Annotated in this window: 27 protein-coding genes; 8 read left to right on the forward strand and 19 right to left on the reverse strand. The window is 60.0% G+C overall.

Going from position 1 to position 25,101, the window contains the following annotated elements; genetic code table 11:
* Positions 1–53 precede the first annotated feature (53 nt).
* The 6 genes from JIF53_RS08135 to JIF53_RS08160 are packed head-to-tail and all read left to right on the forward strand — an operon-like array spanning position 54 to position 7,033.
* Complete coding sequence (locus tag JIF53_RS08135; protein WP_199452219.1) at positions 54–1,016, forward strand: AAA family ATPase; 963 nt, start codon at positions 54–56, stop codon at positions 1,014–1,016.
* Positions 1,017–1,047: 31 nt separating this feature from the next.
* Positions 1,048–1,986: a DUF58 domain-containing protein gene (locus JIF53_RS08140; RefSeq protein WP_199452220.1), complete on the forward strand. Its 939-nt coding sequence runs from the start codon at positions 1,048–1,050 to the stop codon at positions 1,984–1,986.
* Positions 1,983–2,450, forward strand: coding sequence for a DUF4381 domain-containing protein (locus JIF53_RS08145; RefSeq protein WP_199452221.1), 468 nt, complete (start codon positions 1,983–1,985; stop codon positions 2,448–2,450). Before JIF53_RS08140 ends, JIF53_RS08145 begins: the two co-directional genes overlap by 4 nt.
* Positions 2,447–3,466 (forward strand): vWA domain-containing protein, encoded by a 1,020-nt coding sequence (locus JIF53_RS08150; protein ID WP_199452222.1) that lies wholly within the window; start codon positions 2,447–2,449, stop codon positions 3,464–3,466. Before JIF53_RS08145 ends, JIF53_RS08150 begins: the two co-directional genes overlap by 4 nt.
* Positions 3,459–5,291, forward strand: a complete 1,833-nt coding sequence (locus tag JIF53_RS08155) for a VWA domain-containing protein (RefSeq protein ID WP_199452223.1) — start codon at positions 3,459–3,461, stop codon at positions 5,289–5,291. The genes JIF53_RS08150 and JIF53_RS08155 overlap by 8 nt, the downstream gene beginning before the upstream one ends.
* Positions 5,285–7,033 carry a BatD family protein gene (locus JIF53_RS08160; protein WP_199452224.1) on the forward strand — a complete coding sequence of 583 codons (1,749 nt, stop codon included), beginning with the start codon at positions 5,285–5,287 and terminating at the stop codon, positions 7,031–7,033. Before JIF53_RS08155 ends, JIF53_RS08160 begins: the two co-directional genes overlap by 7 nt.
* 45 nt (positions 7,034–7,078) lie before the next feature.
* On the opposite strand, the gene ccmI is transcribed toward JIF53_RS08160, so the two are convergent.
* The 9 genes from ccmI to ccmA are packed head-to-tail and all read right to left on the reverse strand — an operon-like array spanning position 7,079 to position 14,320.
* Positions 7,079–8,353 carry a c-type cytochrome biogenesis protein CcmI gene (gene ccmI / locus JIF53_RS08165; protein ID WP_199452225.1) on the reverse strand — a complete coding sequence of 425 codons (1,275 nt, stop codon included), beginning with the start codon at positions 8,351–8,353 and terminating at the stop codon, positions 7,079–7,081.
* Between the two features lie 33 nt (positions 8,354–8,386).
* Positions 8,387–8,869, reverse strand: coding sequence for a cytochrome c-type biogenesis protein (locus tag JIF53_RS08170; protein ID WP_014421062.1), 483 nt, complete (start codon positions 8,867–8,869; stop codon positions 8,387–8,389).
* The gene (locus JIF53_RS08175; RefSeq protein WP_199452226.1) at positions 8,869–9,405 is read right to left on the reverse strand and encodes a DsbE family thiol:disulfide interchange protein; all 537 of its coding nucleotides are present in this window, start codon (positions 9,403–9,405) and stop codon (positions 8,869–8,871) included. The genes JIF53_RS08170 and JIF53_RS08175 overlap by 1 nt, the downstream gene beginning before the upstream one ends.
* A complete protein-coding gene (locus JIF53_RS08180; protein ID WP_199452227.1) occupies positions 9,402–11,399 on the reverse strand; it encodes a heme lyase CcmF/NrfE family subunit in 1,998 nt (665 codons plus the stop codon). Before JIF53_RS08180 ends, JIF53_RS08175 begins: the two co-directional genes overlap by 4 nt.
* Before the next feature lie 34 nt (positions 11,400–11,433).
* Positions 11,434–11,913, reverse strand: coding sequence for a cytochrome c maturation protein CcmE (gene ccmE / locus JIF53_RS08185; protein ID WP_014421059.1), 480 nt, complete (start codon positions 11,911–11,913; stop codon positions 11,434–11,436).
* A 14-nt stretch (positions 11,914–11,927) separates the two neighbouring features.
* Positions 11,928–12,161 (reverse strand): heme exporter protein CcmD, encoded by a 234-nt coding sequence (ccmD, locus tag JIF53_RS08190; RefSeq protein WP_023009877.1) that lies wholly within the window; start codon positions 12,159–12,161, stop codon positions 11,928–11,930.
* A gap of 3 nt (positions 12,162–12,164) precedes the next feature.
* Positions 12,165–12,908 carry a heme ABC transporter permease gene (locus JIF53_RS08195; protein ID WP_022991601.1) on the reverse strand — a complete coding sequence of 248 codons (744 nt, stop codon included), beginning with the start codon at positions 12,906–12,908 and terminating at the stop codon, positions 12,165–12,167.
* A 58-nt stretch (positions 12,909–12,966) separates the two neighbouring features.
* Positions 12,967–13,692, reverse strand: a complete 726-nt coding sequence (gene ccmB / locus JIF53_RS08200) for a heme exporter protein CcmB (RefSeq protein WP_011785433.1) — start codon at positions 13,690–13,692, stop codon at positions 12,967–12,969.
* Positions 13,682–14,320: a cytochrome c biogenesis heme-transporting ATPase CcmA gene (gene ccmA / locus JIF53_RS08205; RefSeq protein ID WP_199452228.1), complete on the reverse strand. Its 639-nt coding sequence runs from the start codon at positions 14,318–14,320 to the stop codon at positions 13,682–13,684. The genes ccmB and ccmA overlap by 11 nt, the downstream gene beginning before the upstream one ends.
* Positions 14,321–14,480: 160 nt before the next feature.
* Between ccmA and JIF53_RS08210 the strand changes: the two genes are divergently transcribed.
* Entirely contained in the window at positions 14,481–15,845 is a 1,365-nt protein-coding gene (locus JIF53_RS08210; RefSeq protein ID WP_199452251.1) for a flagellar hook-length control protein FliK, read from the forward strand.
* A complete protein-coding gene (locus JIF53_RS08215; RefSeq protein ID WP_011785436.1) occupies positions 15,842–16,162 on the forward strand; it encodes an EscU/YscU/HrcU family type III secretion system export apparatus switch protein in 321 nt (106 codons plus the stop codon). The genes JIF53_RS08210 and JIF53_RS08215 overlap by 4 nt, the downstream gene beginning before the upstream one ends.
* Here JIF53_RS08215 and JIF53_RS08220 read toward each other — a convergent pair.
* The 10 genes from JIF53_RS08220 to JIF53_RS08265 all read right to left on the reverse strand — a co-directional run bounded on the left by JIF53_RS08220 (position 16,142) and on the right by JIF53_RS08265 (position 25,072).
* Positions 16,142–17,245: an ATP-binding protein gene (locus tag JIF53_RS08220; protein ID WP_023009873.1), complete on the reverse strand. Its 1,104-nt coding sequence runs from the start codon at positions 17,243–17,245 to the stop codon at positions 16,142–16,144. The two genes, JIF53_RS08215 and JIF53_RS08220, sit on opposite strands and share 21 nt — an antisense overlap.
* Positions 17,242–19,521: an ATPase, T2SS/T4P/T4SS family gene (locus JIF53_RS08225; RefSeq protein WP_199452229.1), complete on the reverse strand. Its 2,280-nt coding sequence runs from the start codon at positions 19,519–19,521 to the stop codon at positions 17,242–17,244. Before JIF53_RS08225 ends, JIF53_RS08220 begins: the two co-directional genes overlap by 4 nt.
* Positions 19,522–19,547: 26 nt before the next feature.
* Positions 19,548–19,940, reverse strand: a complete 393-nt coding sequence (locus tag JIF53_RS08230) for a DUF2802 domain-containing protein (protein WP_199452230.1) — start codon at positions 19,938–19,940, stop codon at positions 19,548–19,550.
* A 62-nt stretch (positions 19,941–20,002) separates the two neighbouring features.
* Positions 20,003–20,491: a chemotaxis protein CheW gene (locus tag JIF53_RS08235; RefSeq protein ID WP_011785440.1), complete on the reverse strand. Its 489-nt coding sequence runs from the start codon at positions 20,489–20,491 to the stop codon at positions 20,003–20,005.
* Positions 20,492–20,620: 129 nt separating this feature from the next.
* A complete protein-coding gene (locus JIF53_RS08240) occupies positions 20,621–21,403 on the reverse strand; it encodes a chemotaxis protein CheW (protein ID WP_199452231.1) in 783 nt (260 codons plus the stop codon).
* Positions 21,396–22,193 (reverse strand): ParA family protein, encoded by a 798-nt coding sequence (locus JIF53_RS08245; RefSeq protein ID WP_011785442.1) that lies wholly within the window; start codon positions 22,191–22,193, stop codon positions 21,396–21,398. The genes JIF53_RS08240 and JIF53_RS08245 overlap by 8 nt, the downstream gene beginning before the upstream one ends.
* A 21-nt stretch (positions 22,194–22,214) precedes the next feature.
* Entirely contained in the window at positions 22,215–22,361 is a 147-nt protein-coding gene (locus JIF53_RS08250; protein WP_153740449.1) for a hypothetical protein, read from the reverse strand.
* A 23-nt stretch (positions 22,362–22,384) separates the two neighbouring features.
* A complete protein-coding gene (motD, locus tag JIF53_RS08255) occupies positions 22,385–23,167 on the reverse strand; it encodes a flagellar motor protein MotD (RefSeq protein WP_011785443.1) in 783 nt (260 codons plus the stop codon).
* Positions 23,168–23,186: 19 nt separating this feature from the next.
* Positions 23,187–23,927: a flagellar motor protein gene (locus JIF53_RS08260; RefSeq protein WP_011785444.1), complete on the reverse strand. Its 741-nt coding sequence runs from the start codon at positions 23,925–23,927 to the stop codon at positions 23,187–23,189.
* Positions 23,927–25,072, reverse strand: a complete 1,146-nt coding sequence (locus tag JIF53_RS08265) for a protein-glutamate methylesterase/protein-glutamine glutaminase (RefSeq protein ID WP_153740450.1) — start codon at positions 25,070–25,072, stop codon at positions 23,927–23,929. Before JIF53_RS08265 ends, JIF53_RS08260 begins: the two co-directional genes overlap by 1 nt.
* Positions 25,073–25,101 lie beyond the last annotated feature (29 nt).

Consider the following 25,101-nt stretch of genomic DNA (forward strand, 5'->3'; position numbering starts at 1 on the left):
AAACTGCGGCAACTACCTACGCAGGATTTCAAAAACCAAGAGCAGTCAATTTCATGTCGTTACAGCAAACGTTCGGTGATCTCAGAGAACAACTGGCCAAGCGCATTATTGGCCAGGACAAACTCGTCGACCGGCTACTGATTGCCCTTCTGGCCGATGGCCATCTTCTGGTTGAGGGCGCGCCGGGGCTGGCCAAAACCACCGCGGTGAAAGCACTTGCCGACCATCTGGAGGGCGACTTTCATCGCATTCAGTTCACTCCGGATCTGCTGCCGTCCGATGTCACCGGCAGCGAAATCTACCGCGCTGAAACCGGCACTTTTGAATTCCAGCGCGGCCCCATATTCCATAACCTGGTGCTGGCCGATGAAATCAACCGCGCACCGGCGAAAGTCCAGTCGGCCCTGCTCGAAGCCATGGGCGAACGCCAGATCAGCGTTGGTATGAGAACCTTTCCCCTGCCCAAACTGTTCATGGTGATGGCCACCCAGAACCCGATTGAACAGGAAGGCACCTACCCGCTGCCCGAAGCGCAGCTTGATCGCTTCCTCATGCATGTGGTGATCGACTATCCCTCTGCCGATGCCGAGCGTGAGATTCTGCACCTTGCGCGCAGTGACTACCGTCAGGGAATCCCGAACGTAGACATTCGTCTAACCCAGGAACAGGTGATGGCCGCCCGGCAGGCGGTGTCGGATATCTATATGGCGGAACCTGTGGAGCAGTACCTGCTGGCGTTGATTCTGGCCACCCGCGATGCCGCAGCGCTGGACCCTGAACTGGCGCGCTGGACCGCCTTCGGCGCCAGCCCCCGCGGCACTATCGCCCTGGACCGTTGCGCCCGGGCGCTGGCGTGGCTCGATGGCCGGGACTACGTGACACCGGACGACGTCCAGACCATGGCTTACGATGTGCTGCGCCACCGGATTCTGTTGACCTTTGAGGCCGAGGCCGAAGGCATGACCGCCGATTCCGTGCTGCAACGGCTGATCGACCGGGTTCCGGTTGCCGCCTGAGGTGGTGCTGACAGGAGACCATAACAGCGTCATGGCAGATTCCAGCCCAGCCACGTTCATTACCCTGCCGGAGCTGGTGCGCCTGCAGGCAGATGCACGAGCTCTGAAGCTGCCGTCGGTAAAACCGGTCCGGTCCCGCCAGGCCGGGCTACGCCAGTCCCGGCAGAAAGGCCGCGGGATGACGTTTTCTGAGGTGCGACAGTACCAGCCCGGTGACGACATTCGCAGCATAGACTGGCGGGTAACAGCCAGGCGCCAGGCACCGCACACCAAGCTGTATGAGGAAGAGCGGGAGCGGCCTGTATTGTTGATTGTGGATCTCGGGCCGACCCTGTTCTTTGCCAGTGCCGGCGCCTACAAACAAGTCCGAAGTGCCCAGGTTGCGGCTCTGCTGGCCTGGCTGGCACTCTGGGCGGGTGACCAGGTGGGCGGTCTGGTGTTCAATGACCGGGGTCTGGCCGTGCTGCGGCCCGCCCGGCGCCGAAAGTCCGTCCTGCGCCTGCTGGATCATCTGGCCAACCACCAGCACCAGGGCAAAACACCGCCAACCCCCGCAACGAACGCCAGCCATGGGCTGGATACGGCACTGGCAGAAGCCCGCCGGGTCACACACACTGGCTCCCGCGTGTTTATCATCAGTGACTTCATGAATATCACCGAGCAGACCACCACCCTGCTGGGCGCCATGAGCCGGCACAACTCGGTCAGCGCCATACGGATTCAGGATCCGCTGGAAAAGGCCCTGCCTTCATCCGGCCGGTTTGCCGTTGCTGGCCCGGACGGCCCGATCTGGTTTGATGCTTCAAATCCTCGCTTCCAGCAGGCTTGGCAAGACAAAATCGACGCTCATGAGCAACGTCTGGCAGACTGTTTTCGGGCATCCGGCGTGTTTTCCGCAACTCTGTCGACCGGAGAGGATCCGGCCACGGCCCTGCGCCTGCTGCTGGGCCCGGGAGGTCGCATCGGATGAACCCTCAGGATCCCCTGGCACAACTTCGTGATATCCAGTTGCCAGCTACCGGTGGTTGGTGGCCGCCGGCTCCAGGCTGGTGGCTGCTGGCGATACTGGTTATTGTCGGCGCACTGGCACTTGCCTGGCTGTGGCACCGTCAGCGTCAGAAGCACCGCTGGAAACGCAGCGCCCGGACCGAACTGCAACAGCTTGAAAGCAAGGCCCGGCCGACGCCGGAATGGTTCGCAGCGCTCAATGCCCTGCTCAAACGTGCGGCACGACAGAGCCATCCGGAAAAGCATCCCGAGGCCATGACCGGGCAGCAATGGATCAACTTCCTCCTGGAAACCGCGCCGAAAGACCGCATCGCCTCCCGGCCCTTGGTCGAGGCCATGGTTACAAGCACCTGGCAACCCCGGCCCCTCGCGCAGACTGAACAGGCACTGGCGTTCGCCAGAACCTGGCTGGAGGCCCAGTCGTGATCAGTCTGGCTTACCCGTGGGCGCTGTTACTGGCATTGCTGCCGCTGCTGCTTGGTAACCGCAAGCAGCAGAGCGAACCGGTGGATGCCCCCGTCATTCCGGTCGGGCACTGGTTGTCCGGAATGCCGGGCGTAAGCTCCCGGGGGCGATCAACGCCGCTCTGGCGCCAGCTGTTGTTATTGCTGGGCTGGCTGTGCCTGGTGGTGGCCCTGGCCCGCCCCCAGCATGTGGGGGAGGAGATCCAGATGCCCGTAACGGGCCGGGATCTGATGCTGGTGGTCGACATTTCTCCCAGCATGGACGAACAGGACATGGTACTTCAGGGCCGCAGCATCAACCGCTTGCAGGCGGTCAAACGCGTGCTGGATGACTTCATTGACCAGCGCGAAGGTGATCGGCTGGGGCTCATTCTGTTCGGCACAGAACCCTACGTTCAGGCGCCACTGACCTTCGATCGGGAAACGGTACGGACCCTGCTGTTCGAGGCGGGCCTGGGTATGGCAGGCCGGGCCACCGCCATCGGGGACGCTATCGGGTTATCGGTGAAACGTCTGCGCGAACGCCCCCAGGAACAGCGAGTGGTGATCCTGCTGACAGACGGGGCAAATACCGCCGGCCAGGTCAGCCCGGACAAGGCCACAGAAATCGCCCAGGCCGCTGGCGTGCGGCTTTACACCATCGGCATCGGCGCCGATACCATGATCCAGCGCGGGCTGCTGGGATCAAGGCGGGTCAATCCCTCACGGGATCTCGATGAAGAACTACTCACGCGAATGGCAGAACAGACCGGTGGCCGGTATTTCCGGGCCCGAAGCCTGCCCGAACTGGAAATGATCTACGACAGCATCAATCAGCTCGAGCCGATAGAACAGGATGGCCAGTTCTATCGGCCGGTGACAGAACTCTACGCCTGGCCCGCCGGCATGGCCGCCGGGCTTTGGCTGCTACTGATTGCCCTGCGACTGGCATCCAACCGTTATCAGCAAAACACTGCCACGGAGGCTGGCCATGGCTGACTTCCATTTTCTGCGACCCTTGTGGTTAATTTTGTTACTGGCGGTTCCGATCCTGTTTCTGGCCCGACATCAACTTCGCCAGGGTGAGACCGGATGGGCCCGATACATCCCCGCTCACCTGTTACAGCCCTTGATTCGTTCCCGGGCCAACGAGAGCACTGGCACCACCCGCTCTCCCCTGTTGCCCTTGAGTCTGGCGTTGGTTTTGCTGGCGGTCGCCCTCGCCGGGCCAAGCTGGCGACAGGCGCCGACACCCCTGAAACAGACCCAGGACAGCCTGGTCATTCTGCTGGATCTGTCTCTGTCGATGCTGGCCACCGACGTAGAACCGGACAGGCTGACCCTGGCCAAGCGCAAGGTCCGCGACATCCTCAACCAGCGCAAAGGCGGTTTGACTGCCCTGGTAGTCTATTCCGGCGACGCCCACACGGTAACGCCACTTACCGGCGACACCCGCACCATTGAGGCCATGCTTAGCGTGCTGGACCCCACCATCATGCCTGCCCAGGGCAACCGCGCCGATCTGGCCGTGCGGCAGGCGGTCGACCTGCTGGACCAGGGCGCACCGGGCCAGGGTCGCATCCTGCTGATCTCCGAGGCGGTGCCGGAACGTCAACACAGTGCAATCCGCCAGCAGCTGGCAGATACCTCCTACCCTCTGAACACTTTGGTGGTGGGCACCCGTGAAGGCGGCCCCATCCCCCTGGCAAAGCGTGGATTCATTCGGGACAACGGCAGGATTGTCATCAGCCAGGCCGAACCAGACACCCTGGCGCAACTGGCCAACATCAATGGCGGAACCAGCCACGAACTGACCCTGGATGACCAGGACATTCGCGCCCTGGCGCTGGAGCCATCCCACACCGATGAATGGCAGAACGAACAGGACGGCATGACCGTTAATCGCTGGCAGGACGACGGTTACTGGCTGCTCTGGCTGGCCCTGCCGTTACTGATTCTGGGCTGGCGCCGGGGAGCCTTTGCCATTCTCGCCTTTGCGCTGATTCCGCTGGCAGGCGCGCCGCGCCCGGTTCAGGCCCTGGACTGGGGCAGCCTGTGGCAGCGCGAAGACCAGCGTGGCCCGGACCTCATTCAGCAGGATCCGGCCAGGGCGGCCACCGTTCTGGAGCAGCCGGGTTGGCGCGGCTCAGCACTCTATCGTGATGGCCAGTACAGCGACGCCGCGGAAGCCTTTGCCAATCAACCCGGTGCCGTTGGTGACTACAACCGGGGCAACGCCCTGGCCCGGGCCGGCCAACTGGAAGAAGCCATAGACGCCTATCAGCAGGCACTGGAACAGCAGCCGGATTTCGAAGATGCGCACTTCAATCAGCAACTGGTAAAGCAGCTCCTGAACCAGCAACAGAAATCCCAGGGCGAGGGAGAAGGCGACAACAACCAGGAAAACAACGATCAGAATCCCGGACAGCAGAACGCCTCCGGCGGCCAGGGCAATGACAACCAGGACAGCGCCGGACAGGATTCCGCAAACAACAATGGCGAGAATCAGAATCCCCGCCCTGGCGAGCAACAGCAGCCCTCCGAGAACGGCGAAAATTCACAGGAAAACGCCGGAGAGCCACATCCGGAGAATGGCGCACAAGAGCAACAGGCGAATGCCCAGGCAAGCCCGGATGAGCCTTCCGGCGAGAGGCAGAATCCTGCCAGTGCGCCGGCCGAAATATCAGAACAACCCCTGAGCCAGGGCCAGGAACAGTGGCTGCGCCGCATACCGGACAACCCCGGCGGGTTGTTGCAGCGCAAGTTCCTGCAACAGTACCAACAACGACAGACAACACCCGATGAGGGCGACACACCATGGTAACGCGCGTTCTCTCCCTTGCCGCGACATTCCTGCTACTGCTCCTGTCAGCCGTCAGTCATGCTGCCGACAGACTGGTGGTGGAACCGGATCGAACCCAGCTCTACGAAGGTGAGGTACTGACACTGACCGTCAAGGGCTCCATGAAAATCGACATCAATCTGAGCAATTTATTCAGTTTCGATCTGTCACAGCTACCGTCGCCCGATATCGAAAAGGTCGAGCCGGATTTCGAGATTCTGGCCCGCAACCAGCGCTACAGCGTGCAAACCGTCAACAACGAGATGGTAGGCGAGATTACCTGGACCTATCAGCTCGCCCCTGCACGCACCGGGACACTGACGATTCCCGAACTGACGTTCAAGGATTCCGTTTCCGACCCGGTCGACATCGAGGTTATTTCCGGCACCCCGCCGGATCAACCGGCGGCCAGCCGTGACAGCTTTATCGAGCTGTCCGCAGACAAGGCGGAAGTGTATGTTCAGGAACAGCTGGTACTGACCATACAGTTGTTCTTCTCCGGCAACCTGATCCGGGGAGAGCTGTCGGAGCCTGAGCACCCGGACGCCATCATCGAATCACTTGGCAAACAGCGTGAGTTTACCCGCTATCGCGATGGTATCCGGTATCGGGTGGTTGAGCGGCGTTACGCCATCTTTCCCCAAACACCAGGCACTCTCAGCCTGGAGCCTATCCGGTTTGAGGGCCAGGCCAGGGATGCCTCGGGCCAGTTGCGCTTCCTTCGTGACCGGCAGCAACTCTATGACGTTCCGGTCAAACCCGTACCTGCCGGATATCCGGACAATCAGCCCTGGTTACCAGCACGAAGTCTGACCCTGAGCGACGAAGGCCTGCCCTCTACCCAGGAACTCGCCGTCGGCAGCAATCTCAGCCGGAAAGTGACCCTGCAGGCGCGGGGATTGCCCGCTGAGGCCTTGCCGCCGATCGCCCAGGAGGTACCGGATGCCATCCGCAGCTACCCGGAACAGCCCCTGCGCAATACCGAAACCACTCCGGAGGGGCTTCGCGCCACGCTGCAACAGGCGACCGCCCTGGTGCCCGTCCAGGCGGGTGAAACCACCCTGCCCGCGATCCGTATACCCTGGTGGAACACCGAGACCAACCAGCTTGAGGAAGCCGTGTTGCCGGAGCGCCGTTTACGGATAACCGGCGACCATGCCACCGCCGCCCCGCCCGCGCAGACACCAGACGATTCTGCGGCGCCCACCGAACTGCCGGTTACGACAAGCCCGGATACAGCCTCTGGTTCAGACGCCTCCGGCAACCCCCTTTGGCTCTGGGGTACGGTTGTGTTTGCGGTGCTTTGGCTGCTGACCCTTGCGCTCTGGTGGCGGGCTCGCCAAACCCCAGCGTCCGGCCACAATGAGCCGGAAGATGACAGCATCAAGAACGAACGTCAGGCGTTTGAAGCACTACTGGCGGCTGTCAGACGAGGCTCCGGGGAGACGTCAACGCTGTTGCTGCGCTGGGCCCGGCTACGTTTCCCACAGCACTCGTTTGATTCCGTTTCAGATCTGTTCAAGCTGACGGAGGACAGCTCGCTGAAAACCGCCTTTGATCGTTTTCAGGCGGGACTGTATTCGGGCCAGCACCGTACCCACGGTGAAAATGCGAGACAGCAACTGCAACGGGAGCTGGAAAGCATGCGCCGGAACACCGGTCAGGGCAAAGAAGCGTCATCGCCAGACCTGCCACCGCTGTATCCCTCGTCTCTCTCGCGCTGATTCCGATCCAGAAAAAAGCCCGTCGAGGTGACGGGCTTTTCACATTCAGTTGGTCAGTTCCTGATTAATCACCAACTCGACAGGTGGTTCCGCTTCCGCCGGGGGCAGCACCTCTGCCTCAACCCGGCCCTCCCAGTCACCGGGCTGCGGATTAACACTTCCGGAACGACTCAAGCGGGCGACCACCACCACATCGTCCTGGCCAGAAATCGCAGATTCAGGGGACATGGCATAACGATCATCCAGCCGGATTTCGGCAGGCAGATCGCCGGCTGTCATTCTGGCAACGGCAACCGGTGCACCGCCCGCCGCAGACGCCGGCCGGGCAAAGATGAACAACACGGTATTGTCAGCCACTTGCTCTCGCAAAGCTTCGTCCAGCGATACCCGTAAAGATACACCCGGACCAGCAGCCTGCTGAGGCTCGGATGCAACCTGGCCCGGCGGGGTTTCACCCAGGCGTCGGTAGGCCTCCTCGATACCGCCACGGATGGCCCCAAGCTGCGGATGGTCCGGTGCCACCTCGGTAATACGCTGCCAGTATTCAATGGCTTCCCGGTAGTTTTGCTGGCCGAAGGCATTGATGCCCATCAGCCCCAGTGCATTGACTTCGTCCGGGTTCAGGGCCCGGGCAGCCGCAATGGCATCGATCACCGCCGGGGTCATCTCGCCTTCACTGGCAAAATAGTTGGCCTGAGCTGCTAACCCCAAAGCTACGGCGCTGGCGTTCCGATCTTCAGACACCACATCGGCCAGACGACGATAGGCCTCAGCCGCTTGCTCATAGCGCTCAAGACGCATGTAGGTCTGCCCCAGCATTGCCCAGCCATCGGCGTTGTCCGGACTTTCCTCAAGCCGCTGGCGCAGCTGGTCCGCCAGTTCCGCCATGCGGGCCGTCTGGTCGCCCTGAGTGGCGTCCATTTCCTGCATGGCAAGGAACTGCTCCACCTGATCCATGGCGCCCCATTCCTGGTAACCCAAATAGGTGCCCACCGGCAATACCAGGATCGCCACCAAGGCAACAACCATGGCACTACGGCGCCCAGGGACCCGCCGTTGAGTAATCGGCTCTTCCGGTACATCATCAAGCATGGCACCGGCCAGCTCTTCCTTCAGCTGTTTGTAGCTCTCTTCATCCAGTATGCCGCCCTCATGCTCATCCTCCAGCTCTTTGAGCCGGGTGCGATAGGCCAGCAGGTTCTGATTACGCAGATCCGCCTCCAGGCGGGCCCGGGGTTTATGGAAAAAGACTGGATAAAGCACAAAGGCCAGGGCCACCAGAATGAGTACGGTCCCGGCAATCCAGAAGGTATCGGTCATGGAAATATCGTCACGTCTCGAAATGAATGGGAGTTATCGGCGGTCAGCCTTGTCACTTTGACTGGCCAGAATCTGCTCTGCCCGGGCCCGGTCTTCCGCACTCAGGGGCGGTTCGTCTTCACGCCTGCGGGCACGCCACACCACACCGGCCACAATCAGAAAACCGCCAATGGTGGCAATCGCCGGAAAGGCCCAGAGTAGAATGGTGCGGTTATCCACCGGCGGTTTGTACTGAACGAACTCGCCGAAACGGTCGACCAGAGCACCCACGATCTGTTCATTGGAGGCCCCATCCTGCATCATGCGGTAGACCTCGTCTCGCATATCCTTGGAGATCGGCGCATTGGAATCGGCGATGTTCTGGTTCTGACACTTGGGACAGCGCAATTCTGAGATCAATTGCTGATAACGCTGTTCTTCAGCCCGGGTATCGAAGTCATAGACTTCAGACACCTCGGCAATTGCCGGCCCCGAGAGCATCATCAATACGGCAAAGAAAGCAGGCAACAAACGCATCAGCTGTTCCCCCGGGCCTGAGCGATAACCGGCAAGAGCACTTCATCCCAGACTTTCTGGTTCACAACACCTACGTGGCGATAGCGCACCACTCCCTCAGCGTCGATAACAAAGGTTTCCGGCGCGCCATACACGCCCAGGTCAAAACCCAGCGTTCCCTTCGGATCGAAGATAATGGTCTCGTAGGGATTGCCCAGCCGGTTCAGGAACCGGAAGGCACTTTCCCGCTGATCCTTGTAGTTCAAGCCCACAATACGAACTCCCTGTTCCCGGGCCAGATACATCAGGTATTCATGCTCATCCCAGCATGAGGGGCACCACTCGGCCCATACATTCAACAAGGACACTTCGCCCTGGAAAACTGAGGGATCCAACTGAACCTCCGGATTGTCCAGAGACTCCAGGCTGAATTCGGGAACGGGCTTGCCGATCAGCACGGATTCCAGTTTGGTGGGGTCCTTGCCCAGGCCGGCAAACAGGAATATCCCCACGCCGACGGCAATCACCAGCGGCAGGAACAGCAATATCCGCTTCATGAGGACGCCTCCGCCACTTTACCCGGCGCTGCCGGCTCGCCGCTTTTCACGGCTTCCTCATCGCGCACACGAATACGGTATCGCTTGTCGGCAATCGCCAGGAATCCACCAATGGCCATCACCAGGGATCCGAGCCAAAGCCATCGCACTAACGGTTTATACTGCAGCCGGATAGCCCAGGCATCGTCACTGATACGCTCACCAATGGCTACAAATATATCCCGGAACAGGCCGGCATCAATGTCCGCTTCGGTCATCACACTCATGCCAACCGGATACTGTCGCTTTTCCGGATGCAGGTCAGTCACGATCTCCCCATCCAGGTAAACATTGAAGCTGCCGTACTGAGCGGTAAAGTTGGGGCCACGACGCTCACCAATGTCGGTGAATACAATCTCATAATCCCCCACCATAGCGCGGTCACCCGGCTGCATGCGCACATCACGCTCAATCCCGTAGTTGGAAACCACCGTCGCACCGGCCATCACCATGGCAAGCCCCAGATGCCCGAGAACCATGCCCCAGTAACTGCGGGACTGGCGCTTCAGGCCATGCCAGCGCCCTTTGCGGGAGGCGGATTTATCCCAAAGGTCCCAGGCGGTGGCCACCGCTACCCACATGGCCGCAAACACACCCAGGAAGGCCCAGGGTGCAAACCCTCCGTAGCCGATCATCACCCCCGCGCTGGCAATCAGGCTGACGGCCAGCGGCCACAGCAGCTTGCGGGCCAGCCAGCCGCCGTCGGTTTTCTTCCAACGCGAGAAAATGCCTGCGCCCAGCAGCAGGCCAGTTGCCACCGCCAGAGGACTGAAGGTGGTATTGAAGAACGGTTCACCAATAGACAGCTTGCCCAGATCCAGATAATCCAGCACCAGCGGGTAAAGCGTGCCGATGGCCACAAGCATCGTGGCAGATACCAGCAAGACATTGTTCAGGAGCAGGAAGATTTCCCGGGACAGAGAGCCATAACGGGAGCGGACATGCACTACCGGCGCCCGGAAGGCATAGAGGGTCAGGCTGGCCAGAATGGTAATGCCCAGCAGCGCCAGCAGAAAACTGCCTCGCTCCGGATCCGACGCGAAGGCGTGAACGGAGGTGAGCACACCGGAACGAACTAGGAAGGTACCCAGCAGGCTCAGTGCGAAAGTGACAATAGCCAGCAACACGGTCCAGCTCTTGAAGACCCCGCGTTTTTCCGTGACTGCCAGCGAGTGCATCAAGGCGGTACCCGAGAGCCAGGGCAATAGTGAGGCATTTTCAACCGGGTCCCAGAACCACCAGCCGCCCCAGCCAAGCTCGTAATAGGCCCACCAGCTGCCCAGGGCGATGCCCACCGTCAGGAAGGACCAGGCAACCGTGGTCCAGGGGCGCGACCAGCGAGCCCAGGCCGCATCCAGTCGGCCGTTGATCAATGCCGCAATGGCAAACGCAAAGGCCACCGAAAAACCAACATAACCCATATAGAGCATGGGCGGGTGCATGATCAGGCCGATGTCCTGCAACAGCGGATTCAGATCCTGCCCATCTGCCGGTACGTTCGGCAGCAGACGGTCAAACGGGTTGGAGGTCAGAATGATAAACAGAAGGAAGCCAACGGAGACCATGCCCAGAACCGACAACACCTGGGATACCATCACCGAAGGCAGTTTACGGCTGAAGATGGCAACGGCCAGCGTCCAGCCTATGAGCATCAGTATCCACAAGAGCAACGAGCCCTCATGGCCGCCCCAGACCGCGCTGAACTTGTAGTACCAGGGCAACATGCTGTTGCTGTTATTGGCCACATAGGCCACCGAGAAGTCATCCACCAGAAAGGCGTGGGTCAGGATCGCAAACGCCAGGGCGGTGAACACAAACATGCCGGACGCCAGTGGCCGGGCAAATGCCTGCAGGCTGTCACGCCCGGTCAGAGCGCCCGCAAGCGGCACCACGGAGAGAAGTACTGCCAGCAGCAACGAGAGAATCAGTGCAAGCTGTCCGAGTTCCGGATACATCGGGTTTCTCCAACGTCAGAAATGAATTGGGCGCTCAGTACGCCGTGGTTTCCGCGGCTTTTTCCACATCAGCAGACTTGTGCTGCCCCTTGGAAGAGCGCTCCAGCGCCTCGGCCACTTCCGGTGGCATATAGTTCTCATCGTGTTTGGCCAGAACCTGATCGGCCACGAACACGCCCTGTTCATTCAGCCGCCCCATGGCAACCACGCCCTGCCCCTCGGCGAACAGATCAGGCAGTATGCCCTCGTACTGTACCGGCACCGACGCGGCATAGTCGGTCACCCGGAAGTTCACCTTCAGGCTGTCGGTATCCCTTGCCACACTGCCCTCTTCAACCATGCCACCGGCCCGGATCCGGACATCAACCGGCGCGTTACCCGCAGCAATTTCCGTAGGATCGTAAAACAGGTTGATATTCTGTCGGAGGGCATAGGTGGTCAGGCCTACCGCAATGGCAATACCGGCCACCAGAAAGAGCACAATGGTCAGTCGTTTTTTTCGGATCGGATGCATGGATTACCTGCTGTTTATTCCTGGGAAACTTCGACACGGGCGAACGTAGCGGCCTGTTTTGGCCGGGCACTGGTGCTGCTATCCTGCTGCTGGTAACGGCGTTTGCAGCTGGCCATAACCGCCTGATGATGCCGGGACGACCAGATCATCAGGCCCACCAGCAGAACGGCGAACACGGCATAACAGGCCCAGACATAGGGACCATGGCCTTCCATTGCGATAAATGCTGAAAAAGAATCAAACGCCATCGGTCAGCCTCTCCCCGCCATCACCAGCTCTCTCACCCAGCGGGTTTTTTGCTCCCGCATGACAATTTCGGTTTTCATGCGCAGACACGCCAGCCAGCCAAACAACAGGTATAAACCGAGCACCGAAAGCAGCAGCGGAACCCACATCTCAACGGGCATAGAGGGCTTTTCGGTGAGTTTGAACGTGGCCGGCTGGTGCAGTGTATTCCACCACTCCACGGAGTATTTGATAATCGGGATATTTACCACCCCCACCAGCACCAGCACCGCTACCGCCCTGGCAGCGGATTTTTCGTCATTGATGGCCCGATCGAGGGCGATAGCACCGCCATAGAGGAAAAGCAGAATAAGCATGGAAGTCAGCCGGGCGTCCCACACCCACCAGGTCCCCCAGGTAGGCTTACCCCAGACGGCGCCGGTGAATAGCGATAGGAAGGTAAAAACCAGGCCAACCGGCGCCACGGCTTTCACGAAGACATCCGCCAGTTTCATGCGCCAGACCAACGTAACGATGGCGGCGGACGCCATCATGATGTAAATGGATTGGGCGAGAAAGGCAGTGGGAACGTGGATAAAAATGATGCGATAGCTGTTGCCCTGCAGATAGTCTTTGGGAGCAAACGCCAGCCCCCAGACCAGGCCGGCAAGGAGCAGAATGATACCGATCGCCAGCAACCACGGCATAAACCGGGTTGCAATCCCGAAGAACCATTTGGGAGAACCCAGTTTGTGAAAGAATTGCCACATCAGTTGGTCACCATCTTCACTGTTATCGTTTGGTTGGTTGCCGGCCCCAAAGAACCGATCAGCTGTTCGAAAGACTGATTCTCAGGGCCGCTGCCGAGGCGAAAGGCGACAGGGTTACCGCCAGAACCAGAAACGCGCCCATCAGAGCCAGGTATCCGCCAACCGGCGCGCCTTCAGCTGCCGCCGCTACCGTGCCGGTACCAAAAATCAGCACGGGAATGTACAGCGGAATGATCAGCAGTGACAAGAGCACGCCTGCCGAGCGCAATCCCAGGGTCAAAGCTGCGCCAATAGCTCCGATCATGCTCAGTACCGGGGTGCCGATCAGGAGCGTTAGACACAGAATTGCAATAGAGTTCCCGTCCAGGTGCACCATAACGCCTAAAACCGGCGCTAACAGCACCAGTGGCAGGCCCGTCAACACCCAGTGTGCGGCTGTTTTGGCCAGCACCAGCAGGAACAGAGGCTGAGGCTGCAGTACCAGCTGCTCCAGGGTCCCATCGTCAAAATCGTGACGAAACAGATGGTCCAGCGACAGCAACACCGACAGCAAAGCCGCTACCCAAAGGATACCGGCTCCGGACTGTTTCAGAAATGCCACTTCCGGGCTGACTCCCAGGGGAAAAAGGGTTACTACCATGATGAAAAACAGCAACGGGTTCAGCAGATCCTGCCGCTGCCGGAAAGCCACCCGGACGTCCCGGGCAAAAACTGCCGCCATGGCGGCTATCGGGCCAACCGATTCAGACACCGGCTTCAGTGCCGGCCGCCGATCAGCATTCATGTACACCTCCGGCACCCAGGGTGATGCGTTTCATACCTGGCAACTGGAGTTCATGGTGGGTCGTCACCAGCACCGCCCCCCCTTCCTCGGCACGTTGCTGTAGCAGCGACTCAATCGCTCGGACACCGTCTGCATCAATCGCAGTAAAGACTTCGTCCAACAGCCAGAGTGGCTCGTCGGCAATCAGCAACCTGGCCAATGCCACACGGCGTTGCTGCCCGGCAGACAGATTCCGGCATGGTACGTTTTCAAATCCTGTCAGCCCGGTACCTGCCAGTGCCTGAACCAGCACCTCGTCGCTCACCTCCCGACGACCGGCCATCAGCGCTTTCAGGTTCTCGACCGGGGTAAGCAATGGTTTGATGCCGGGCCGATGGCCAATGTAAAGGGTGTTTCGAAGAAAAGACTCGCGTTGCCGGGCCCTGGGCTCGCCGCACCACAGCAATTGACCCGACCAGGCGTCGTTCAGGCCAGCAAGGATTCGCAGCAATGTTGTCTTACCGGTACCGTTGGGGCCCTCGACACGGGTAACCGTACCGGGCAGTATGGAAAAGGACAGATTCTGGAACAACAGGCGCTCGTCCCGTTCACACTCAAGATCTATCGCCTGTAGTAACGGCTCGGACATCAGGGCTCCGTTTCAGAGCGATGGATGCGCAGCAGGCATCAGGTGCATGTAATGAAGGACACACGGGTGCCAACATGAAATCAGGGCATTCACTGCCAGCGCGGCGTATTATAACGAAAGCGCCAGCATATTACTCTTGCCCGACATCAAATCGACACCAATGAAACTGAACGGCGGACCACCACCCTTACCCCCGAAACAGCCCGCGCCGGACCAGCCCCCCCGGAGTCCGGCCGCGGTTACTCCCGGCACCAGCACGGCGCCCGGGGCTGCGCTTTCGGCCAGACAACAACTGGCCCAGTTACAGCTGGCTGATCGGGAGACAGCGTTGGCCAAAGTGGCTGAGATCCTGAGGCAGAAAGGCGGGGGCCATGAGCTGTTGCTGGAACTGCGCGGACAATCCCTGAAAGTCGCTGCCGGCAACCAGCCACCGGATCTGTCCGTGGGCGATCTGATCAAGGTCATGCGGGCCGGTAACGAATTGCAGCTGATAGGCAAGCTGGCGCCGGGCCAGGAGAGTGCCGTTGCCCGGGCCCTGGCCCAGCGACTACCCTGGCAACAGAGCCTTCAGGCTGGCCTGACACAACTGTTCAGTGCCATGAGCCAGGGCCTGAAACTGCCACCCCCACCCGGGCAATTGCCATCTACCACCAGCGCACAGCCTCTGCCAGTGCCCGCACAGCAGGCCTTGCAAAAGCTGATCAACCAGTTACCCAAGGCTGACGCCCTGGCGCCAGGCGCCGGCAAGACCGAATCCATGGCCACTCAGGTGCGGCAGTGGTTGTCTGAAAGCGGCCTGTTTTCCGAGGCTCGATTGCTACAGACCGGCCCTTCCGCCGCCAGCCAACCGGATCTTAAACTGGTACTCGCAAAGGTGGTGTCGGCTTTGCTCACCAGCCAGAACCAGGGGCCGGAGCAATTCAACCGGCTGACCCCCCTGGCCAGCCAGGATTTGCTACAGGCCCCATTACAGTTTCCCAGGGCACCAGCGCCCGCGGCCTCTAAGAACACCGGGGAACCTGCCACGGTCGGGCAGACCCTGCGACTGCTTGCAGGCATGTTGAACCGGATTACGGTAAACCAGTTGCACAGCCAGACCTTGAATGCCAGGGCCGGCGGCGAACCTGGCGTGCCCGTGAACACTCTGCTGATTGAACTGCCATGGTTAACGCCGCAACAGGAACCCCGAACGGCACAATTGCGACTGGAACAGTACTCACGGGAGAAAGACGGCAACAAACGACCGGAACGGACCAGCGCCAGTGAGTGGCGATTGTCCCTGTCTATGGATCTGGACGATGCGGGCCCGCTGCATTTCGATGTCACCTTCCGGCCGCCGTCCGTGAGCGCTATGGTCTGGGCTGAAAACCAGACCACCCTGAGAACCGTGCATCGCGAGCTGCCGCTGCTGCGCCAGAGCCTGAACGACCTCGGGCTGGAAGTTGCTGACCTGGATTGTCGCAGGGGCAGCCCTCAGCAGATGCAAACCCGGCTGGAGCACCGACTGGTGGATACCAAGGCATGACCGAAAACGCACAGAACAATATCCCGGCCGCTGTTGCCCTCAAGTACGACGGTGAACGGGCACCGGTTATCTCGGCAACCGGCACGTGGGAACTGGCCGAGGAAATCATCCGGATTGCCCGCGACAACAATGTTCCGTTGTACGAGAATGCCGAGCTTGCCGGCATTCTGGCGCGTCTGTCGCTGAATGAAGAGATTCCGGAAGAGTTGTACCGGGTGATCGCGGAGATTCTGGCGTTTGCTTTCCACATCCGGGGCCGGACACCCGGAGATGCCCGGCCAGAAGAAGATAACCCGTCAGTGGATCAGGGAACGTAACGCCCAGGCCTGTTGCCAATGCTCACCTTTGCGTGGCGCCACAGTGGTATCGAAGTAATGCTTCAGGCGTCGGCGGTCCTCCGGCTGATCCTTCAGGGCCGAGCCTATAACGTGGTGCATCATGTGTTCAACGGTCATGGCGCCGCCACCGTAATACCACGCATTCAGGCTGGCGGCGTGGGCCACGGATACCGCCTCGGCGGTGGACAGGGCCGCCCCTGCCAGCCGGTCGGTGCTTCGCCCGTCCAGAGTCTGCCCGTTACGCAATTCGTGGAAGATGGTCACCAGCACTTCCACCACCGACTGCTCCAGCGCCACATCGATTCCGGCACGCCGGTTGGCTCTGGCCACTTCCCGAAGAACCACATCGATCTCATCGTTCAGGTGCCGTATCGGCCGGATTTCCTCAAAGTCCATCCGTCGTTTCAGGGCCGCACTCATGCTGTGAACACCCTCATCAACACTGTTTGAGGTGGCCACCAGGTTAAAGCCTTCCCGTGCCAGAATAACGCCGTCTTCCCCCGGCAATTCCGGGATCACCACGACCCTGTCGGAAAGTACAGACAGCATGGCATCCTGCAGCGCCTGCGGGCAGCGGGCGATTTCTTCAAACCGGACCAGCTGCCCCTCCATCATGCCCCGCAACAGCGGGGTTGGCACCAGCGCCTTTCGGCTGGGGCCCTCGGTACGAAGCAGAGCTTCGTTCCAGCTATAGAGCAACTGGCTGACCTGGCTGATGGCGCCGCCCTGCAAGGTCAGCGTGGAATTACCCGAAATCGCCGCAGCGAGCAGCTCCGACAGCCAGGATTTGGCCGTACCCGGCTCCCCGACCAGCAAGCACCCCCGGGACGTACACAGGGAAATGATGATCCGGACCACCATAGCCCGGTCGGCGACAAACTTACGCTCTATACCCAGTTTTTCATCGCCCAGCAGAAACTTCTCGACGCCCCGGGGCGACATCAGCCAGCCAGGAGGCATCGGGCCCGGATCCATGGACATCAGTTTGTCCAGTTCCTCGCGATAGGTTACCTCTGCCGGCTCGCGCTGGGCTGCCTTGTTGTTGGATCTGGTATTTTTCATCCGATACTCCTGCGACCACCACGAACTTCCGGAGCCATGCGCTCCCTGGGCAGAATGCGGGGCAACTCAGCCAGCGGAATGATGCCCTCAATGACATGATCCAGGGCACTATCCCGCATGGTCACAAGGCCGGCATCCAGCGCTCGCCATCGTAGCTCCCCGATGGGAGGCTGACTGGAGATGGCATTACGGATATCCGAGTCCACCTCCATGTACTCCACAATCGCAACCCGACCCTGGGTCCCCCGGCCGTTACACTTGTCGCAACCCTCCCCTTCAAAACACCGGAAATCCGCCGGCGCACCGTCCGGGAAAACCTCCGCCATAATGGCGGGATCGGGCCTGGCCGGCTTGCGGCAATGCTTGCAGATTCGCTTCGCCAACCGTTGCGCAATCACTGCCAACAATTCGCCGGCGATGGAGTTGGGATGAACGCCCAGGTCGTAAAGTCTCTGCAGGGAATCCACGGCGTCATTACAGTGCAGCGTGGAGAGCACCACGTGACCGGTCTGAGAGGCGCGAATGGCTTCCAGCGCGGTCTCCTGATCCCGGATTTCACCGACAAGGATGACATCCGGGTCTTCCCGAACAAACGCCCGCATGGCATCGGCAAAACTGAATCCGATTTCAGAACGTACGCGGGTTTGCTGGATGTTGTCGATGGAGTACTCGATGGGATCCTCCACGGTAATCACCTTACGGCGACCATCATCAGCCAGGGTCTGCAGGCCCGCATAGAGTGTGGTGGATTTACCAGACCCGGTCGGCCCGACCACCAGCACCAGACCCGCCGGGTTATCCAGCAGGCGCTGATAACGGGAACCAATGGCCGATGACATCCCCAACTCAGCGATGGTCATTGCCCGACCGGTTTGCGGCAACAGACGGATAATCGCATTCTCACCGTGCAGTGAGGGCTGGGTCTGGATCCGCAAATCGTAGGAAGTGTCTCCGAGCTGCAGCCTGGAACGCCCACCCTGGGGCAACCGGTGCTCAGCGATATTCAACTCCGCCCGGAGCTTGATGACGTTGATAACGCCGCGAATTTCCCGGGCAGACAACTGGTATTGCGGTAAATCGTGCAGATCGCCATCCACCCGCAAGCGAATGCGCACCCGGTTCTCATACTGTTCGATATGAATATCGCTGGCCTTCTCGCTGACGGCATCCAGCAGAATAGCCTCATACACAGACACCAGATACGGGCTGATGTGTTTGTTGCTGTCCTTGCCGAGCAGATCCTTGCCCGATGTATCCGGTTTTTCGGTGCTGCCCACCGACACGCCATGCTCCGCCACAAAGCGGCTGCCTTTGACAGTCAGATCCAGCGCCGACCAGATCCGCCGGAAGTCCGTCGGTGTCACCAGCAGACAGACAATTCGATGCTTGGGTGTCAGCCGTTCCATCTGATCGGTACGTGCATCCGGGTCGTCGGTGACCACGGTCAACGTGCTGTCCTCTTCCGACACCGGGATCACGCGGGAGAGATCCAGAAAGGTTCGGGAAAAACGCCGGAACAGGTCCGTACTCAGATGACTGAGTACGTCATCACCATCGGTAAACGTCATGCCCCGCTGCTGGGCAAGAGACCGGTAGAGATCAATCTCTTCCAGATTCAACCGGCGACGCAGGACATCCAGTACCCGTTCGTTTTTGGTCGCCGCCTCGGTGCGGGCATCCGCCAGTGCCGCTTCGGAGACCACGCCAAGATCAATCAGAATCTGTTCAGAGTTACGGTTGAAATCCACCCAGCCCAGGGTTCTGACCCGCTCCAGCTTGTCGCCCCTGCGCTGGAACATGGCGACACTGGGCACCGGCCCCGCCCGACCCTCCAGGCACACCAGGTTCCCGCCCTCGCGCAGGTTCGGCAGAAGCGCCTTGGGATCCTGGATGAAGGTCGTACACAGAATCAGGTCACAGGGCGCGTCCAGTTCCAGCCCGGTATCTGCCGAGGCCTCAACGACATCCACATTATGGACGCCGTGCTTGAAAAAGCGCTCGCGGGCTTTTTCCACCAGTGCCGGGTTGCGGTCAACATAAACCACCCGGTGAGCCAGATCCGCCAGCACGGCGGTCACATAACCTGAGCCGCCCCCAACGTGCATGACGACCTGGTCAGGCTCGATCTCTGGCATCAGGCTCAGCAGGTGGCGAACCGTTTCTTCTCTGGGTATTGAGTGGCCGGTGATGGAGGGGACGAGATCGGCACCAGAAACAAAATCAGGGCGGGAAACAACAGCGAGGGCCTCAACGGCCCTCTGATAGAGCTTCTTCATTCAGCAGCATCCGATAAAACGCCGGATCAGGCCGCATGTCGCCGCTTCAGGGCAGATACCAGTTCGGCCTCCGGACGGGAAATTCCGCAAGTATTCATAAGATCGTCGATATCCGCGCCAAGATCAACCAGTCGCGCGGCTTCGTCGTAGGAAATTCGCAACGGATCATTCTGCCGCATTTCTTCCAGAGTGTTCTTGAGCTCATGAATCTGCCGCTCACAGGCTACCAGGCGCTGCCCCACGCCGAGGCTGCCACTGGTAGTGGCATGCAGTTCACGGCCAAGGGTATCGCAACGCTGCTTGACAGAAGCCTGTAAGGCCCGGATACGCCGGCCATGGATAACACCCTGAACCAGAACCAGAGTGATGGCTGCAGCGGTCAGGCCCCAGGGGAGCCAGGAGGGAATGGTGAAACTCATAATGGACGTCTCCGTTGTTGGTGACCCCGGGAGACGTCCATCACTGCGCTGTGAAAAGCCGGTTACAGCGACGCGATTTCAGCCCACTCGTGGTCTGACAGCATCTTGTCGAATTCGACGAGAATGATCAGCTCGCCGTTCTTGTTGCACACGCCCTGGATGAACTTGGCACTTTCCTCGTTCCCCACGTTCGGTGCAGTTTCAATTTCACTGGCCTTGAGATAGACCACCTCTGCCACAGAATCCACCAGAATGCCCATCACCTGGCTGGACGACTCCATGACCACAATCCGGGTGGCATCGGTCACTTCCGCGTCCGCCAACCCGAACCGGCGACGGGTATCGATGACCGTAACCACGTTACCCCGCAGGTTAATGATCCCCAGCACATAATCCGGGGCTCCGGGAACCGGCGCGATTTCCGTGTAACGCAGCACTTCCTGGATCTGCATCACGTTGATGCCATAGGTTTCGTCATCCAGGCGGAAAGTCACGTACTGCAGTACCTGATCGTCCTGGGCCTGATTTTGCTGTCCGCTCGGGGATGCCATAGCACTCTCTCCTTCTCGGCTGCCCGGCGGGCAACCTGATCGTCAAAAATTCATCATCAGTGCCCAATACTATAGTTAAGGGCACAAACCGTGCCAGCCTCACACGGTTTCATTGAGTAACGGACCTGTTTAACTCAGATCCAGATGGTGTTCACGCTCTGCCCGCACCAGCAGATGCGCCATGGTGCGCACATCGATCAACGCACACATGTGGTCAACCACGGTTCCCGCCAGCCAGGGGCGCTTGCTGCGCGCTGTGCGCCAGCGCACTTCATCCGGCCGCAGCGTGAAAGACTGGGCCACATCGTCACAGGCCAGCCCCCACTCACTGTCATCCAGCCGGATCACAAACCGATAATTGTCCCGGGCACCAGCCGGTACCCGGCCAGCCATAATCCACTCGGCGGTGTCCACAACCCGCAGGTTGTGGTCCCGATCAGGCCGTATCCCCATGTACCACCGGGGACTGCCAGGAATTGGCCGGATCTCTTCTTCAATACGATGGATGGCGCCCAACAGAACCAGTGGCACCGCCAGCTGCAACCCTGCCACCGTAAAAATCAGGCACTCAAACGGCTCTTCCGACCAGTCCGGGCGCGCCGGCGGCACCTCGCCATCGTTGCCCGGGGCCGTTACCGGCGCCTCCGTCTGAACCGGTTCCGGCGCTTTCTGTTCCACAACAGGTGCCTGAATGATCGGGCGAGGACGGGCTCTGGTGACAGGCTTTGCTTCGGTTTTTACCGGTTTCGGCGGCTCCGGCTCCGGTTCCGGATGCGCCTCTAACGGCTCAGGCTCAGGCTGTACCTGCTCTTCCTGCAACGCAGTGCTGGTGGCGGTGTGCAGCAACTCATCCAGATAACTGGCAATGGCTGCTTCCGGCGCAGCCAGTTGCGTCATTTTTCTGTCAGCCATGCTGACGCTCCTTCACGGAACCGGTTCGCTTCAGGAGGTCGTCCAATAGATGATCATAGGCCCGGACACCGTGGGTTTCCGCATCCAGTTGCGAGGGAATAACCCCAGCCTGGCTGGCATCCCTGAATTTGGTATCAACCGGTACGGCGAACCGCCAGAGGGTATCCTGATAGGTCTTGCGCAACAGATTAAGGCTCTTGACCGAAGCCTGGGTCCGGCGATCATAGAGTGTGGGAACAATCATGTACGGTAATTCGTTCTTCTGGGAGCGCATGATCATTTGCAGGGTGTGCAGCATTCGTTCCAGGCCCTTGATGGCCAGAAACTCGGTCTGTACCGGAATCACCAGGTACTGGGCAGCGGCCAGTGCATTCACCATGAGCACACCCAGCGACGGCGTGTTGTCGAGAATCACGTAGTCAAAATCATCCCACAACTGGGCCAGGGCACGGGAGACAATCAGCCCCATACCCTCAACGCCAATCATCCGACGCTCCAGGGTGGCCAGTGCAGTACTGGCAGGCAGCAGCGACAGCCCGGGGCAACCGGTATCGGTGATCAGTTGCGCCGGCAGGCCTTCAGGGACCTTGCCCTGATGCTGAAACAGGTCAAACACGCTGTGGGCAATAGTATCCGGGTCATAACCAAACCAGCTGGTCAGCGACCCGTGCGGATCCAGATCAACCACCAGCACACGCTTGCCACGTTGGGCCAGCAGTCCGCCCAGAGCGACCACAGAGGTTGTCTTCCCCACTCCACCTTTTTGATTGGCTACAGCCCAGATACGCACGTTTTGTTCTCCGGTAACGGCTCAGCCTGGCGTCATGCGCCGGCCTATGTTCAACTTATCGGCAAGGATACGGGTAACTTGAAAGCCGAATCGATGGTTTTGCGGCAACCCCTTGCCGATTCGGACGATGAACAACAGGTAATACAGGAAGTGTGCCAGCTCAGCCATACGCATCTGCCACCGGCAGGTGATCAGCGCACCGCCCCCCGGATGCTGGCATCCCGGGAGATCAGCAGAACCACCCGGCGGTTACGCCGCCGCCCCTCCTCGGTATCGTTGCGGGCCACGGGCTGGTATTGACCATAACCCACCGCTGCCAGGCGCTCTGGCTCGATGCCCTCCATCATCAACATCCGGGCGACAGCCGCTGCACGGGCGGTCGAGAGTTCCCAGTTGGACGGAAAGCGGCTGGTACGAATGGGTTGGTTATCGGTAAAGCCTTCCACCTTGACCGCATTGTCGCGGTTGCGCAGTACACTGGCGATCTTTTCGATGACTTCAAAAGAGTCGTAATGGGGCTCAGCATCACCACTGCCAAAGAGCATGCTGTTCGGCAGATTGAGTTCAATCCACTCGCTGCTGGTTTCCAGACTCACCACCCCCTGATTGATCAGTTCGTCGAATTCCATGGCAAGCTGGTTGGCCATGGTTCGCAAAGCCTCGGTGCGACCCTCGGCATCCAGTTCCGGATTACGGGGCGCCTCGGTAACCGGCGGCGGAATAACATCTTCATGCTGTTGTTGCGGCGCCCGGACCGGCTGGCCGCCCACGGTGACCGGTTGCAATGAGCGCTGGGGGGCGTTAAAGACACCGGTGAAGGTTTCCGACAGCACCTTGTACTTGCCCTCATTCACCGAGGATACCGAGTACATCACCACGAAAAAGGCAAACAGAAGCGTGATGAAATCCGCATAGGAAATCAGCCAGCGTTCCTTGTTGTGGAGATCATCCTGGGGTGGTCTGCGACGGCGCATAGGAAGCCCTGGCCCGGAATTACTGCAGGAAGCCCCGCAGTCTCAATTCGATGGATTTCGGGTTTTCGCCCTCGGCAATGGCGATAATGCCATCGATCATCATGTCCTCATAACGGGTGCGTTCCTTGATGATGCCCCGCAATTTATTGGCCACCGGAAAGAACAACAGGTTGGCCAGGGCAACGCCGTAGATGGTCGCCACAAAGGCCGTGGCGATGCCGCCACCCAGTGATTGGGGATCTTCCAGATTGGTCATGACCTGAATCAGGCCCATCACCGCGCCAATAATACCGATCGTGGGGGAATACCCACCCATGGCCTCATAGACCCTGGCCGACTCCAGATCGCGCTGCTCCCGGGTTTCCAGGTCCACTTCCATGATACTGCGAATGGACTCGGGCTCGGCACCATCAACCAGCAACTGCAGCCCTTTCCGGGCGAACGGCTCGGGCTCTCTCTCCGCAAGCCCTTCCAGGCCCAGCAGGCCCTGTTTGCGGGCCTTGACGCTCCAGTCGATGACCTTGCCAATGCCATCTTCCAGCGAAATGTAGGGCGGAATAAACACCCAGCGAACCTGACCGAAGGCACGTTTGAGCATCGGCCAGGAGGTTTGTAGGATGGTTGCCGCCAGAGTGCCGCCCACCACGATCAACCCGGCCGGGCCGTTAAACAGTGAACTGACAGCACCACCTTCCAGCAGATTGCCACCCAGGATGGCCACGAACGCCAGGATGATTCCGAGCAGGCTCAGAATATCCATCAGCTCACACCTTCAACCAGCCGCGCGCCAATATCTTCCAGCGCCAGAATTTCGTCGCTCAGTCCGGCTTTGGCCACAGCCATCGGCATGCCATAGATGACGGAGGATTTCTCGTCCTGGGACCAGATCACGGAACCGGACTGCTTCATCATCCTGCAGCCTTCCTTCCCGTCGGAACCCATACCAGTGAGGATCAGACCCAGGGTTTTGCCTGGGAAGCTCCTGGCCAGAGAGCCGAAGGTAACATCCACACAGGGTTTGTAATTCAAGCGGTCATCGCCCGGAAGAATCCGCACTTTCGCCTGCCCGCCGCGACTTTCAATCATCATCTGCTTGCCACCGGGCGCCAGCAGGGCCAGCCCCGGACGAAGCACGTCGCCGTCCTCGGCCTGACGAACCTCAATGCGACACAACTTGTTGAGCCGCTCGGCAAAGGCCGGGGTAAAACTGGCCGGCATATGCTGAACCAGCACAATGGGCGCCGGAAACGAGGCCGGTAACGCCGTGAGCACCTTTTGCAGCGCGACAGGGCCACCGGTGGAGGTGCCGATGGCCACCACGCTGTAATGCCTGGTCCCGGTTTTTCTGGCGGGTCTACGAACTGGTTCAGAGGCCGAAGGTTCTTTACGGGGTTCCGGCGTGGCCGGGCGGGTCAGACGCGAACCAGAACGCTCGGCAGGCTCCCGGCCGGGTTCCGGTGCCGGCGCTGAGGGCCTAGGGGCCGCAGGCGCCGATCGGGCACCGGGCCGGCTACCGGCCACATCCAGAATGCGCTGGATGAGAATTTTCTGAAGCTGACTGGTATCCCGGGCAATTTCCTCGAAATTCTTGGGCAGGAAATCCACCGCCCCGGCTTCCAGGGCATCCAGGGTAACGCGGGCACCTTCGTAAGTCAGGGACGAGAACATCAACACCGGAGTAGGATGCTTGCGCATGATCTCGCGAACGGCAGAGATGCCGTCCATCACCGGCATCTCGTAATCCATCGTGATCACATCGGGGCGCAGTTTTTCTGCCAGCTCGACACCTTCCCGCCCGTTGGTGGCGGCGCCTACCACTTTAATCTGGCCCGAGGCCGTCAGGATTTCCGTCAGCCGTTTGCGAAAAAAGCCCGAATCATCCACGACCAGGACAGAAACTGTCATCCATTTCTCCTACACAATCCCGGAAATTC

Source organism: Marinobacter sp. bablab_jr008, assembly GCF_016464145.1.
In the GTDB taxonomy this organism is placed as follows: domain Bacteria; phylum Pseudomonadota; class Gammaproteobacteria; order Pseudomonadales; family Oleiphilaceae; genus Marinobacter; species Marinobacter nauticus.

What these genes read in the sequence shown, in the direction of transcription:
- JIF53_RS08230 (WP_199452230.1), bottom strand. Translation starts at nt 19,940, where the DNA reads ATGAGTTTCACCATTCCCTCCTGGCTCCCCTGGGGCCTGACCGCTGCA.
- JIF53_RS08135 (WP_199452219.1), top strand. Translation starts at nt 54, where the DNA reads ATGTCGTTACAGCAAACGTTCGGTGATCTCAGAGAACAACTGGCCAAG.
- motD (WP_011785443.1), bottom strand. Translation starts at nt 23,167, where the DNA reads ATGCGCCGTCGCAGACCACCCCAGGATGATCTCCACAACAAGGAACGC.
- JIF53_RS08145 (WP_199452221.1), top strand. Translation starts at nt 1,983, where the DNA reads ATGAACCCTCAGGATCCCCTGGCACAACTTCGTGATATCCAGTTGCCA.
- ccmI (WP_199452225.1), bottom strand. Translation starts at nt 8,353, where the DNA reads ATGACCGATACCTTCTGGATTGCCGGGACCGTACTCATTCTGGTGGCC.
- JIF53_RS08220 (WP_023009873.1), bottom strand. Translation starts at nt 17,245, where the DNA reads ATGAAAAATACCAGATCCAACAACAAGGCAGCCCAGCGCGAGCCGGCA.
- ccmE (WP_014421059.1), bottom strand. Translation starts at nt 11,913, where the DNA reads ATGCATCCGATCCGAAAAAAACGACTGACCATTGTGCTCTTTCTGGTG.
- JIF53_RS08160 (WP_199452224.1), top strand. Translation starts at nt 5,285, where the DNA reads ATGGTAACGCGCGTTCTCTCCCTTGCCGCGACATTCCTGCTACTGCTC.
- JIF53_RS08265 (WP_153740450.1), bottom strand. Translation starts at nt 25,072, where the DNA reads ATGACAGTTTCTGTCCTGGTCGTGGATGATTCGGGCTTTTTTCGCAAA.
- JIF53_RS08155 (WP_199452223.1), top strand. Translation starts at nt 3,459, where the DNA reads ATGGCTGACTTCCATTTTCTGCGACCCTTGTGGTTAATTTTGTTACTG.
- JIF53_RS08225 (WP_199452229.1), bottom strand. Translation starts at nt 19,521, where the DNA reads ATGAAGAAGCTCTATCAGAGGGCCGTTGAGGCCCTCGCTGTTGTTTCC.
- ccmA (WP_199452228.1), bottom strand. Translation starts at nt 14,320, where the DNA reads ATGTCCGAGCCGTTACTACAGGCGATAGATCTTGAGTGTGAACGGGAC.
- JIF53_RS08250 (WP_153740449.1), bottom strand. Translation starts at nt 22,361, where the DNA reads ATGGCTGAGCTGGCACACTTCCTGTATTACCTGTTGTTCATCGTCCGA.
- JIF53_RS08170 (WP_014421062.1), bottom strand. Translation starts at nt 8,869, where the DNA reads ATGCGTTTGTTGCCTGCTTTCTTTGCCGTATTGATGATGCTCTCGGGG.
- JIF53_RS08235 (WP_011785440.1), bottom strand. Translation starts at nt 20,491, where the DNA reads ATGGCATCCCCGAGCGGACAGCAAAATCAGGCCCAGGACGATCAGGTA.
- JIF53_RS08210 (WP_199452251.1), top strand. Translation starts at nt 14,481, where the DNA reads ATGAAACTGAACGGCGGACCACCACCCTTACCCCCGAAACAGCCCGCG.
- ccmD (WP_023009877.1), bottom strand. Translation starts at nt 12,161, where the DNA reads ATGGCGTTTGATTCTTTTTCAGCATTTATCGCAATGGAAGGCCATGGT.
- JIF53_RS08195 (WP_022991601.1), bottom strand. Translation starts at nt 12,908, where the DNA reads ATGTGGCAATTCTTTCACAAACTGGGTTCTCCCAAATGGTTCTTCGGG.
- JIF53_RS08140 (WP_199452220.1), top strand. Translation starts at nt 1,048, where the DNA reads ATGGCAGATTCCAGCCCAGCCACGTTCATTACCCTGCCGGAGCTGGTG.
- JIF53_RS08180 (WP_199452227.1), bottom strand. Translation starts at nt 11,399, where the DNA reads ATGTATCCGGAACTCGGACAGCTTGCACTGATTCTCTCGTTGCTGCTG.
- ccmB (WP_011785433.1), bottom strand. Translation starts at nt 13,692, where the DNA reads ATGAATGCTGATCGGCGGCCGGCACTGAAGCCGGTGTCTGAATCGGTT.
- JIF53_RS08215 (WP_011785436.1), top strand. Translation starts at nt 15,842, where the DNA reads ATGACCGAAAACGCACAGAACAATATCCCGGCCGCTGTTGCCCTCAAG.
- JIF53_RS08260 (WP_011785444.1), bottom strand. Translation starts at nt 23,927, where the DNA reads ATGGATATTCTGAGCCTGCTCGGAATCATCCTGGCGTTCGTGGCCATC.
- JIF53_RS08240 (WP_199452231.1), bottom strand. Translation starts at nt 21,403, where the DNA reads ATGGCTGACAGAAAAATGACGCAACTGGCTGCGCCGGAAGCAGCCATT.
- JIF53_RS08175 (WP_199452226.1), bottom strand. Translation starts at nt 9,405, where the DNA reads ATGAAGCGGATATTGCTGTTCCTGCCGCTGGTGATTGCCGTCGGCGTG.